This is a genomic window from Yersinia kristensenii, assembly GCF_900460525.1.
Lineage (GTDB): Bacteria > Pseudomonadota > Gammaproteobacteria > Enterobacterales > Enterobacteriaceae > Yersinia > Yersinia kristensenii.
Map to the genome: position 1 here is coordinate 1,179,213 of NZ_UHIY01000001.1, position 12,326 is coordinate 1,191,538.

Consider the following 12,326-nt stretch of genomic DNA (forward strand, 5'->3'; position numbering starts at 1 on the left):
ATTCAGAGCCCCCCCGTCGGTAGCGGTGACTGCAACCACTGCTCGTAAGCTTGCGCATGGCTGGCCAGGACTTCCGGCTTCTGCCGCCGTGCCCAGTAAATAATCATCGGATTCATCCAATGCATATGGCACATAGCTGCCGTCAATTCGAAAGGCCGCAGAATATCTTCCATTGGGTAGCGATTATAGCCGCCAACGCGGTAAGCTCCTTCGGGCTCGCCGGTGGTGATCACCGAGCGCCAATATTTGCCGGTCAATGCATGCCCCCCGACCCCATTAGCAAAGCCGCGCGCCAGCACCCGATCCAGCCACTCTTTCAGTAGCGCTGGGCAACTGTAAGTATAAAGAGGATGTTGAAAGACAATAATTTGATGCTCACGTAGCAATTGCTGCTCATGGTGAATATCAATAAAAAAATCCGGATAATGTGCATATAAATCGTGCACAGTGACATGCTCTAACTGCTGCACCGGTTGCAATAAAACCCGGTTAGCCACCGAGTCTTGTGATTCCGGATGGGCATACAGCAGCAAAACCTTGGGTGGCTGCGACATCATTCCCCTCCAAAGCGTCGTCAGGGTCCGGTTTTTCCGTTACCATGCTTCGCAAAGACCAAAAAATAGGGCGCTAAACACCCTGTTCACCCTAACATAATGACAATTTAACATACGGCACTCTATGATTGTTTTTTCCTCACTACAAATTCGACGCGGTACTCGTATCTTGCTGGATAACGCAACAGCAACGATTAACCCTGGACAAAAAGTCGGGTTGGTCGGCAAAAACGGCTGTGGTAAATCCACCCTGCTGGCGTTGCTCAAAGGCGAACTCAGCGCCGATGGGGGCAATGCCACTTTTCCCAGTAACTGGGCGCTGGCGTGGGTCAACCAAGAAACCCCCGCTCTGGATGTGCCGGCGATAGAGTATGTTATCGACGGCGATCGCGAATATCGTCAGTTGGAGGCCGAACTTCAGGCCGCCAATGAAAAAAATGACGGCCATGCCATTGCTACCGTGCATGGCAAACTCGATGCCATCAACGCCTGGACCATTCAGTCGCGTGCCGCCAGTTTGCTCCACGGACTGGGCTTTTCTCAAGAGCAATTACAGCAACCGGTGCGTTCATTTTCCGGTGGCTGGCGGATGCGCCTTAACTTGGCGCAAGCGCTGGTTTGCCGCTCTGATTTGCTATTGCTGGATGAACCGACCAACCACTTGGATTTGGATGCGGTAATCTGGCTGGAGAAATGGCTGAAAAGCTACCCCGGTACACTGGTGCTGATTTCCCATGACCGCGACTTCCTTGACCCTATTATCGATAAAATTCTGCATATTGAACAGCAAACGCTGAATGAATACACAGGTAACTATTCATCTTTCGAACGCCAGCGCGCCACCAAGCTGTCGCAGCAACAATCGATGTATCAGAATCAGCAAGAGAAAGTCGCGCATCTGAAAAGTTACATTGACCGCTTTCGTGCCCAGGCGACCAAAGCCAAGCAGGCCCAAAGCCGGATTAAAATGCTTGAGCGGATGGAGCTGATTGCACCGGCCCATGTGGATAACCCATTCCACTTCAGTTTCCGCACTCCGGAAAGCTTGCCAGACCCCCTGTTGCGGATGGACAAAGTTAGCGCCGGTTATGGCGACCGCACTATTTTAGAATCCATTAAGCTTAATTTGGTGCCCGGCTCACGCATTGGTCTGTTAGGCCGCAATGGCGCAGGTAAATCCACTTTAATCAAACTGTTAGCAGGGACACTGGAACCACAAAGTGGTGAAATCGGCCTGTCCAAAGGGATTAAACTGGGTTACTTCGCCCAGCATCAGCTTGAATTCTTACGAGCAGATGAATCTCCGCTGCAACATATGAGCCGTTTGGCCCCCAAGGAACCGGAGCAGCAGTTGCGGGATTATCTGGGAGGCTACGGTTTTCAGGGGGATCAGGTGACCGACCCCACCGCCCGCTTCTCTGGTGGTGAAAAGGCGCGGCTGGTATTGGCGCTGATTATCTGGCAGCGCCCTAACCTGCTGCTGCTGGATGAACCGACTAACCATCTGGATCTTGATATGCGCCAGGCATTGACCGAAGCCTTAATTGATTTCGAAGGTGCATTGGTGGTGGTGTCCCATGATCGTCATTTATTGCGATCCACCACTGATGATCTTTATCTGGTGCATGATGGCAAAGTGGAGCAGTTCGACGGCGATCTGGAGGATTATCAACAGTTTCTGGTGGATGTACAGCGCCAGCAAAGCCAACAAGATAACCCCGGCAAAGAGTTATCCGGCAACAGCGCACAGCAACGCAAAGACCAAAAACGCCGTGATGCTGAGTTCCGCAGCCAAACCCAGCCTTTGCGTAAGCAAATTATGACGCTGGAAAAGCAGATGGATAAACTCAGCACCGAATTAGCGGCAATTGAGGAGCAACTCGCTGATTCCGCCTTGTACGACATTGCCCGCAAAAGCGATCTCACTCAATGTCTACAGCAGCAGACGCAGGTGAAATCCAAGCTGGAAGAGACCGAAATGCAGTGGTTGGACGCACAAGAGCAATTGGAGAACATCACTAAGCAATTTGAATCGGAGTAACTCGCTTTTAGGCCAGCCGGATGAAGCTCGAGTACCGTGCATAACGCTGCAATCATGCGTTATGCACGGCAAAAGTATTTATTACATAAATAGATATTAAATTAACGTTTATTTTTGTTATTGCTCAGAAGATTTTAATGTTTAATAAGGCATAAAACTATTTCTGGGAAGAAGTATCAATGCAGCGCATTTTGGTTATCCGAATTGATTTCCTTGGCGATATGATATGCACTACTGCTTTTTTACATGCTCTCAAACGGCGTTGGCCCTCAGCTGAGATTCATGTCTTAGCGAACAAATACAACCGGGCAGCGCTGGCACGCAACCCTGATGTGAGCGCAGTACACACTTACGTTTACAGCAAACAATGTGACCGAAATCAGCAACCTGGCAGGCTTAAAGGCCTGCTTGACCGCCTGGCCTTGATTTGGCAATTACGGCGTTTGCGCTTTGATCTGCTGGTTATTCCTAATGGCGGCATGAATAAAAACAGTATTCAGTTCGCCAAGCAACTTAATGTGGTCGATAGCCGCTGGCATACCCCGGCCAGTGAGTTTGATGACCGCAATTCTGACCATGTTGTTAACCGCCCCATACGCCACGAAGCACTCTCCGGTTTTACACTGATGCCCGAGCTAAACTCGGTGGATATCAATACGCTCAAATTGTATATCTATCCTGATCCTGAATTGCAGGTGAAATGGCAGACAGAACTCGGTGAAAAAAAGCGACCACGGGTCGGCTTTTTTGTCTCTAACAAAGCCGCGCAACGGCGTTGGAGTTGGGAGAAGTGGCAACAGTTGGCGCTGAAACTCAGTGATCAGGCCGATGTCATCATTCTTTATGACCCTCAAGAGCCACCGAGTGAGCAACAGTTGGCAGGTATCGCGGGTCGCCCTTTATTCACCCCCTCGGTTGATGAGTTTGTGGCTGCCGCCAGTCAGTTGGATGTAGTGATTTCAGCCGACAGTGCGCCGGTACATATCAGCTCAGCACTGCAAATCCCGGTGGTGGCTTTGTTTGAATCCCGGCCAGAGAAATATCTGCGTTGGTATCCGCTAACCCGCCACATTTTGTTGCACGCGGGCCCGCAGGTCGAAGACATCACCGTCGATGCCGTCGAAACTGCCGCCCGCACCCTGTTGGACAAAAACAAAATAGCTAAAATGAGCGTAATTGATGCAGTGAGTTTGGATGCAGCCAGCGCGTAAAAACCGGAGCGTGCATACAGTACGTGAGGATTGTATGCACCGCCCAAGTTCAAAATAACAAAATAAGATAGCCCATTAAGGCCGGAACACCGGTTTGTCGCCCAAAATCGTTGCTCGGTGCATAATCCGCCGCTGTGGTAAATAATCCGCATTGGCATAGTGTTGGGTGACGCGGTTATCCCAGATAGCCACGTCATCCTGCTGCCAACGCCAGCGCACCTGGAACTCGGGTTTGGTGGTGTGGGCAAACAGAAAACGCAGCAGCGCATCACTCTCTTTATCACTCAAATCAACAATTCGGGTGGTGAATCCTTCATTAACAAACAATGACTGACGCCCACTCACCGGATGGGTTCGCACCACTGGGTGGAGCAGCGGCGGGTTTTTCTCTTTAGCCAGCAACCAGCGCTGATGGTCTTCCGGCGTTGCACGATGCTTGTGCTCCGGGAAAGAATGGACGAAGTCATGCTCGGCCCGTAATCCTGCCAATAGCTGCTTAAACGGCGCAGAAAGGGCTTCATAAGCCGCAATCCCACTGCTCCATAAGGTATCACCACCGGTAGTCGGCAACTGCTTGGCCGCCAGAATCGCGCCCAAGGGCGGATTTTCGATAAATGTCACGTCAGTGTGCCAGTTGTCATTATCCGGCGGGTTATTATCGTGAGTATCCAACACAATGATTTCCTCACACTCTTTCGCGTGAGGATAAACCGGGTGAATGTGTAAATCGCCAAAGCGCCCGGCCAAATCGCGCTGCTGTAACGGCGTAATCGGCTGATTGCGGAAAAATAGCACCTGATGCTTGAGCAAAGCATGATAAAGCTGCTCAAACTGACTGTCTCCCAATGGGCGGGCGATATTAATATTCTCAACCAGCGCGCCGATATACGGCCCCAACGGGGTCACTACCAAACGTTCATTCATTGCTGTGCTCCATACCAAGGCGTTAACCGGCGCTGAATCGCCCGCAAACTTAATTCCATGCCAAAAGCGATAATGGCAATCACACTGATGCCCGCTATCACCACGTCGGTCGCCAGAAACTCACCCGCGGATTGCACCATAAAGCCCAATCCCCGGGTGGCGGCAATTAACTCAGCAGCCACTAATGTTGACCAGCCGACCCCCAAACCAATGCGAATACCGGTTAGGATTTCCGGCAATGCGCTGGGCAAGATAACAAACCATAAAACCTGCCAGCGGCTGGCCCCCAATGCGCGAGCGGCTCTCACCCGCACTTGCGCCACACTGCGCACTCCCGCCACGGCGGCCAAGGTGATCGGCGCGAATATAGCCAGATAAATCAGCAGGATTTTTGAGGTTTCACCAATACCAAACCAAATCACCATCAGCGGCAAATAAGCTAACGGCGGTACTGGGCGATAAATTTCGATCAGCGGGTCTAGCACCCCGCGAACCGTGCTGCTCAACCCCATGGCAATGCCGGTGGGAACGCCAAGCGCCACGGCGGCCAACAGTGCAATTAAAATTCGCCCCAAACTGGCCGCCAAATGCTGCCATAACGTGGCATCCATAAACCCCTGCGGGCTGGCAATCACCAATAATTGATGCAAAACCTGCTGCGGTGCGGGCAAAAACAGTGGGCTGATAAGCTGGAGCGCGGTGACTGCCCACCACAGCGCCACCACACTCACCAAGGTGGCGATACTGAGCCAAAACCCTTTGGTGGCCAGTGAACGGCGGGTTATTTTTCTGGGCGTAGGATGCGTAATCCCTGGCGCGGGTAATGAGTTGGCATGTTGGCGTAAGCTATTATCGCGCAATGTATTGTCGCGTATTGTGCTGTGCAGGCTCATATCAGGGCCTCCCGCTGTTGGAAGACTTTACCCAACACGTATTCGCGGCGGGCGATAAATTCAGGGTCAGATTTAATGCTGCGGCAAGCTTCGCCGTCGGCATAGCGCTGACCAAAGTTCAGTGATAACCGCTCAACTACCTGCCCAGGCCCGGGGGACAACAACAATAACTCGCTGGCCAGAAATACCGCCTCTTCGATATCGTGGGTAATCAGTAGAATTTGTTTGCCGGTATCGCGCCAGATAGTCAGCAGCAACTCTTGCATCTGTTCGCGCGTAAAAGCATCCAGCGCGCCGAACGGCTCATCGAGCAGCAATAAACGCGGGTCAACCGCCAGTGCACGAGCAATCCCCACGCGCTGGCGCATGCCACCGGAGAGTTGCCAAATAAAGTGCTTTTCAAAACCGGTCAACCCAACCCGATTAAGCATTTTCAGTGCGATTGCCCGCCGCTGTTGCTTGCTCAACCCGGCCAGTTGCAGGCCAAACTCGACATTACTGACCACATCACGCCACGGCAGTAAACCTTCATGCTGGAACACCACTCCCCGCTCGGCACTGGGGCCGTGAACCGGAATATCATCCAGAGTGATGCTGCCAGCTGAAGGCTCCATAAACCCGGCAATCAAATTCAACAAAGTGGTTTTGCCGCAGCCCGATGGCCCCAATACCACGACTAACTCTCCGGATGCGATTTGTAATGACACATCCTGTAAGGCCGGTTTGCCCTGATATTCAGCCCACAGGCCGCTGACGTTTAGCATGATGACTCCTAGGACTGCGGTGCCGCCTGAACAGCTTTCACAAAGCGGTCAGTGACAAAATCACGATAATCACTGGCCACTTGCGGGATCTTGCCCTGTTCTTTGAGGAACGCGGCGGTATCGCGGATGGCCTGATCCACCGGCTGGCCCAGTTGGGTTATCTGTTCAGCCACCGGCAGGTAAGTGTTGCCTTTCACCAGCTCCGGCACTTGCTCTGGCGGAACCCCACTTAAGCGCGATAACTGGCTCAGATTTTCAGGGTTTTTAAGCCATTGATCCGGTTGCGCCAAATAAGCCCCTTGGGCCGCCAAAGCACTGCGTGCAAAGGCGGTCACCACTTCAGGATGCGCTTCGGCAAAGTCTTTACGCACCACCCAAACATCCAGTGTTGGTGCGCCCCATTGGCCCACTTGCGCGGAATCCGTCAGCACCGTGCCAGTTTTGGCTAATTCGTTAACTGCGGGTGCCCAAACATACGCGCCGTCAATATCACCGCGTTGCCAGGCAGCAGCAATCGCCGGGGGCTGTAAGTTCAGAATAGTGACTTGGTCCGGCTTGATGCCCCAATGTTTCAGAGCGGCCAGTAGGCTGTAATGGGTGGTGGAGATAAATGGCACGGCAATGCGTTTGCCAATTAAATCTTGCGGGGTTTTGATCTCTTTTTTGACCACCAGGGCTTCAGAGCTACCCAGTTGCGAGGCCAACAAGAAAACTTCAATCGGGACATTCTGACTGGCCGCAACCGCCAATGGGCTGGAGCCGATATTGCCAATTTGCACATCACCTGAGGCCAGCGCCCTGACCACACTGGAGCCGCTATCAAATTTACGCCAATCCACTTTGGCACCAGAAAGCTTAGCAAAGCTGTTATCTGCTTGGGCCACCTTGGCCGGTTCGGCAGAAGTTTGGTAGGCCACGGTCACATCGACAGCATGTGCACTGGCCGCCACCAATGACAGGGCCAATAGGGCGCTACCGGGCCGTAAAAAGCCGCGAATGGCAGCGGTAATACTTGCAGAAGATAAGCTTGTAGAAGATAAGATTACCGCCATGGTTCACTCCGCTCAGTTAACAGTGTCATTCGCTATTGTTGCGACCTTAAGCGCACACGGGCGCTGAGATGACAGTGATACCTGAAGGAGTAATGCGGCTAAAGGAATAAAAAATTATTCATTATTCCTTTAAGTGATAAGTGGTATGAAGGTTGTCTGTATGACTAGCCTAACGTTATCCCAAAGTAATTGGCTTTGCAGCTAGGCAGCAATGGAACAAATCCCGATGAGCTGACTCAAGTCAGTGATTCGTGTGACAAATCGGTCGGGAACCGATTTGAACGCTGCTTGCAGCGGCCTCGCAGAGGCGAGGCCCATGGATGGGCCGAGTAACGAGAGCAGCTAACAACGCTGCAATGTCAAGTAAGAAGGGATAATTCGCCTTTGAGGAAAATGCGGGATTCACCTGAAATAAAAGTGCGATCTCCGGCTAACGTGCAGAATAACTCGCCACCTCGCGCCGATATCTGGCGAGCATGGAGCGATGCCCTGCCCAACCGCGCCACCCAATACGGCATTAAGGTGCAATGGGCCGAACCGGTTACCGGATCCTCATTGCTGCTCAAGGTAAAATAGCGCGAAACGAAATCGACCTCATCACCTGGCGCCGTCACAATCACACCCCGGCCAGTTAAAGCAATCAGCGCAACAATATCCGGTTGTAATTGGCGAATCTGTTGCTCATTCTCCAGCACCACCAGCAGGGATTTTGCTTGCCATACCTGTTGAATATCAACAGCTAGCAAGGTTTTCAACTGCGCCGAAATCGCGATTTGTTCCGGGGGCAATGCGGGGAAATCCAGCGACAGCCGGCTAAAGTTATCCGCATCGCGTTTGACATGTAAATCACCGCTGGCGCTGCGAAAACAGATATCGTGCAAACCGGGGTTAACCACATTGAACATCACATGCGCCGCCGCCAAGGTGCCGTGACCGCATAAATCCACTTCACGTTCGGGCGTAAACCAACGAATAGCCGATTTATCTCCTTCATCCCAGACAAAACTGGTTTCCGGCAAATTGATCTCGGCGGCGATACTTTGCATCTGTTCTGTCGACAGCGGCTTTTTCAGCAGATACACACCCGCCGGGTTACCAGATAATCCGCTGCCGATAAACGCATCAACATGGAAATAGTTATAAGCCATCAATTAGCTCCGGTGATTCGTCAATGCAAAATCATTAATTAGTGCCAAATCAATAGCACACAAGCCGCGGTCAGCAAGCCCATAGAGATATTAAAAGTGAACCAAGCCCGGCGACTGCGCAGCAAACGGCCAATCAAAGTCCCAAAACCCAGCCAAATAATACCGGCCACCAGATTCACCATAAACATGCCCAAGCTAATCATTAAGATGGAATGATTATAAGCTGCCCCCGCCATACTGAAGCTGGCGACTGAGCCTAATCCCATTAACCAGGCTTTTGGGTTAAGGAACTGCAATAGCCACCCCTGATACAATCGCAGCGGTTTTGGCGGTACGACATTGGTTTCTAATTTTTCATAGGCCGAGGTGGCAATTTTCCATGCCAGCCACAACAAATAAAGACTGCCGAGAATTTTCAGAATTAAATGCAGGAAGGGGTAGATCAAAATCAGGCCGCCGACACCAAATGCCACCAGCAGCAGCATACTCTGCATGCCCAACATAATGCCTAACATCAACCAGATAGAGCGCATAAAACCGAAATTGGCCCCGGCTGAGGTTAATAACATATTATTCGGGCCGGGGGTAATAGCGGCAACCCAAAGAAAACCTACCATTGAAAGAAATAAACTCAGTTCCATGAGACGGGTGCCTCTCACCCAAAATGATGCGCGATATACCCATGAAGCTAACAGTGTGCTATTGATCACACAAGAGCAATGACATGATTTCCATTCACAATATGCATGAAATATTTCGCCCGCTGGCAGGAGCCAGTAACCCGCACCTGCAAACGCTGCTGCCCCGCCTGGTCAGGCGGCGGGTGCAACTGCAACCTTTTTGGCAACGGCTGGAATTGCCGGATGGGGATTTTATCGATCTAGCCTGGAGTGAAAACCCGGAACTGGCGCGCGATAAGCCCAGAGTGGTGCTATTCCACGGGCTGGAAGGGAATTTTTACAGCCCTTACGCCCATGGTTTACTGCGCGCCTGGCAAGACCGAGGATGGCTGGGTGTGGTGATGCATTTTCGCGGATGCAGTGGCGAGCCAAATCGTAAGTCACGCATTTATCACTCTGGTGAAACAGAAGATGCCCGCTTCTTTCTGCGCTGGTTGCGGGAAAGCTATGGACAGGTGCCCACCGCCGCGGTTGGCGTCTCTTTGGGGGGCAATATGTTGGCCCTCTATTTAGCTGAACAAGGGCAAGAGAGCTTATTAGAGGCAGCCGTGGTGGTTTCTGCACCACTGATGCTCGAACCTTGCGCCAATCGCATGGAGCAAGGTTTCTCGCGTGTCTATCAGCGCTATTTGTTGAATCAGCTCAAGTTAAATGCCACCCGCAAGCTGCTGCATTACCCCGGCAGCCTACCTTTGAATTTGGCTCAATTGAAAGGGCTGCGGCGAATCAAAGAGTTTGATGATGTCATAACGGCTAGAATACATGGCTTCAATGATGCGCTGGATTACTATCGGCGTTGCAGCGCCTTACCTAAGTTGTCGCAAATCACCACGCCGCTGCTGATCATTCATGCCAAAGATGACCCGTTCATGACCGCCGAGGTTATCCCCAACTTGCGCGAATTACCGGGCAATATTGATTATCAGTTAACTGAGCATGGCGGCCATGTTGGTTTTGTCGGCGGCTCATTAAAACACCCACAAATGTGGCTGGAACAACGTATTCCAGCCTGGCTTTCCCCCTATTTGGAGCAACCGTCATGATGATTCCCTGGCAGCAAGTTGATAGTGAAACGCTGGATAACCTGCTGGAAGCCTTCGTGCTACGTGAAGGCACGGATTACGGCGAGCATGAGCGGTCATTAGCACAAAAAGTCGAAGACGTGCGCCGCCAATTAGCGAGTGGTGAGGCGGTATTGGTCTGGTCAGAGTTACACGAGACTATCAATATTATGCCACGCGGTGCATTTCGGGCCGGAGCAGAAGAATTGCCATAACCCTCGCGGGATCACGACACTCATCGAGTAAAATCAGAGTGACAAGGCGGACACTTTGCCCTAAAAATAACCGCTAACGCTAAAAAACAGCCCATTTCAGCCTGTCCACTGAGGATCTAACCCCATGGAGTTACAGCTAATATGTCAACTAAACATCCGGTTATAGCCGTCACCGGCTCAAGTGGCGCAGGGACGACGACCAGCCTGGCGTTTCGCAAAATTTTTCAGCAATTGAATATTCGCGCGGCGCAAATTGAAGGCGACAGCTTCCACCGCTATACCCGACCAGAAATGGATACCGTCATCCGTAAGGCGCGGGATCAAGGCCGACATATCAGCTATTTTGGCCCAGAGGCCAATGACTTTGGTCAGTTAGAACAAAGTGTGGAGGAGTACGGCAAAAGCGGCACCGGGCGCTCACGTAAGTATTTGCACACTTATGATGAAGCCGTGCCTTATAACCAGATTCCGGGTACTTTTACCCCCTGGGAGCCACTGCCTGAACCCACCGATGTGTTGTTTTATGAAGGGTTACACGGCGGAGTTGTGACCGAACATCATGATGTGGCAAAACATGTCGATTTGCTGGTCGGCGTGGTGCCCATCGTCAACCTGGAGTGGATTCAAAAATTAGTCCGAGATACCGGTGAGCGCGGCCATTCCCGTGAAGCCGTGATGGATTCCGTGGTGCGCTCCATGGACGATTACATTAACTACATTACGCCGCAGTTCTCGCGCACCCACATTAACTTTCAGCGCGTGCCGACCGTCGATACCTCTAACCCGTTTGCCGCCAAAGCGATTCCATCACTGGACGAAAGTTTTGTCGTCATTCACTTCCGCGGTTTGGATCAGATTGATTTCCCCTACTTATTGGCAATGCTGCAAGGGTCTTTTATTTCCAATATCAATACATTGGTCGTCCCAGGCGGGAAGATGGGGCTGGCAATGGAGCTGATTATGGCACCGTTAGTGCAGCAATTGCTGGAAGGTAAAAAAATCGGTTAATCCTTCGTCCTTGAAGCCGCAGTAAAGCAATTACTGGAAAGAAAAAATAATTTGACGCTATCCCAACCCAAAGTCGTTGGGGCTGCAGGTAGGCGGCAAGCGAACTCATCCCGATGAGCTTACATAAGTAAGTGATTCGGGTGAGCGAGTGCAGCTAACAACCCTGCAGCTTCAAATACGAAGGGGTTAATTACGCGATGTCACGGATTTCAAAACTGTGGGTAATGGTCGCCGCTTTACCCAACATTAGCGAGACGGAGCAATATTTCTCTGCTGACAGCTCAACCGCGCGCTCCACAATTTTATCGGTCAAGCCCTTGCCGCTCACAATAAAATGCAGGTTAATTTGCGTAAACAGGCGCGGAGCCTCTTCCCGGCGCTGTGAAGTTAACGTCACTTCGCAATCGCGCACATCGTTACGGCCTTTTTGCAAAATAGAAACCACGTCAATGGCGCTACAGCCACCCGCTGACATTAACAACATTTCCATCGGGCTCGGCGCTTTATCTCCTGCATTCCCGTCCATTAAAACTTGATGACCTGAAGCAGACTCACCCAAAAATGTCAGCCCTTCAACCCACTTTACACGTGCCTGCATAACTCATGCTCCCGGTTAAATTTTCTCATTCAGACTACCCTTTCATTTACAAACTGGCAATGTAACCCGATGTTCATCATGCTGAAGCGATACAACACAAGACACTGGCCTCATCCTGTGCTACAAACAGAACCGAAAGTGTTGTTTCTTGAATTAAATAGAGTAGCTTCTCAATAC

Annotated in this window: 13 protein-coding genes; 5 read left to right on the top strand and 8 right to left on the bottom strand. The window is 51.4% G+C overall.

All coding sequences use genetic code 11. The features are described 5' to 3' along the window. Positions 1–2 precede the first annotated feature (2 nt). Positions 3–554 (bottom strand): glutathione-regulated potassium-efflux system ancillary protein KefG, encoded by a 552-nt coding sequence (kefG, locus tag DX162_RS05600; protein ID WP_032820231.1) that lies wholly within the window; start codon positions 552–554, stop codon positions 3–5. Positions 555–678: 124 nt separating this feature from the next. Between kefG and DX162_RS05605 the strand changes: the two genes are divergently transcribed. Both DX162_RS05605 and DX162_RS05610 read left to right on the top strand, forming a co-directional pair. Next, on the top strand, positions 679–2,595 hold the full coding sequence (locus tag DX162_RS05605) for an ABC transporter ATP-binding protein (RefSeq protein ID WP_004391445.1): 1,917 nt from the start codon (positions 679–681) through the stop codon (positions 2,593–2,595). Positions 2,596–2,774: 179 nt separating this feature from the next. After that, the gene (locus tag DX162_RS05610) at positions 2,775–3,806 is read left to right on the top strand and encodes a glycosyltransferase family 9 protein (RefSeq protein WP_098081047.1); all 1,032 of its coding nucleotides are present in this window, start codon (positions 2,775–2,777) and stop codon (positions 3,804–3,806) included. A gap of 75 nt (positions 3,807–3,881) precedes the next feature. Here the strand turns inward: DX162_RS05610 and tauD are convergent, their stop codons facing one another. The 6 genes from tauD to DX162_RS05640 all read right to left on the bottom strand — a co-directional run bounded on the left by tauD (position 3,882) and on the right by DX162_RS05640 (position 9,228). Beyond that, positions 3,882–4,730, bottom strand: a complete 849-nt coding sequence (gene tauD, locus DX162_RS05615) for a taurine dioxygenase (RefSeq protein WP_032820233.1) — start codon at positions 4,728–4,730, stop codon at positions 3,882–3,884. Continuing rightward, positions 4,727–5,623: a taurine ABC transporter permease TauC gene (gene tauC / locus DX162_RS05620; protein WP_032820236.1), complete on the bottom strand. Its 897-nt coding sequence runs from the start codon at positions 5,621–5,623 to the stop codon at positions 4,727–4,729. The genes tauD and tauC overlap by 4 nt, the downstream gene beginning before the upstream one ends. Beyond that, the gene (tauB, locus tag DX162_RS05625; protein WP_004391452.1) at positions 5,620–6,387 is read right to left on the bottom strand and encodes a taurine ABC transporter ATP-binding subunit; all 768 of its coding nucleotides are present in this window, start codon (positions 6,385–6,387) and stop codon (positions 5,620–5,622) included. The genes tauC and tauB overlap by 4 nt, the downstream gene beginning before the upstream one ends. A gap of 8 nt (positions 6,388–6,395) precedes the next feature. After that, positions 6,396–7,439: a taurine ABC transporter substrate-binding protein gene (gene tauA / locus DX162_RS05630; RefSeq protein WP_004391454.1), complete on the bottom strand. Its 1,044-nt coding sequence runs from the start codon at positions 7,437–7,439 to the stop codon at positions 6,396–6,398. Between the two features lie 359 nt (positions 7,440–7,798). Then, positions 7,799–8,587: a PhzF family phenazine biosynthesis protein gene (locus DX162_RS05635; RefSeq protein ID WP_004391455.1), complete on the bottom strand. Its 789-nt coding sequence runs from the start codon at positions 8,585–8,587 to the stop codon at positions 7,799–7,801. Between the two features lie 38 nt (positions 8,588–8,625). Beyond that, entirely contained in the window at positions 8,626–9,228 is a 603-nt protein-coding gene (locus DX162_RS05640) for a LysE family translocator (protein ID WP_004391456.1), read from the bottom strand. A 101-nt stretch (positions 9,229–9,329) separates the two neighbouring features. On the opposite strand from DX162_RS05640, the gene DX162_RS05645 reads away from it, so the two are divergent. From DX162_RS05645 to DX162_RS05655, 3 genes are all read left to right on the top strand, one after another. After that, positions 9,330–10,310, top strand: a complete 981-nt coding sequence (locus DX162_RS05645; RefSeq protein WP_032820257.1) for a hydrolase — start codon at positions 9,330–9,332, stop codon at positions 10,308–10,310. Next, a complete protein-coding gene (locus tag DX162_RS05650) occupies positions 10,307–10,543 on the top strand; it encodes a YheU family protein (RefSeq protein WP_032820238.1) in 237 nt (78 codons plus the stop codon). Before DX162_RS05645 ends, DX162_RS05650 begins: the two co-directional genes overlap by 4 nt. A gap of 141 nt (positions 10,544–10,684) precedes the next feature. Further along, positions 10,685–11,551, top strand: a complete 867-nt coding sequence (locus DX162_RS05655) for a phosphoribulokinase (RefSeq protein ID WP_004391458.1) — start codon at positions 10,685–10,687, stop codon at positions 11,549–11,551. 190 nt (positions 11,552–11,741) lie between these two features. Here DX162_RS05655 and DX162_RS05660 read toward each other — a convergent pair whose 3' ends face one another. Then, entirely contained in the window at positions 11,742–12,149 is a 408-nt protein-coding gene (locus DX162_RS05660) for an OsmC family protein (protein WP_004391459.1), read from the bottom strand. Positions 12,150–12,326: the final 177 nt, after the last annotated feature.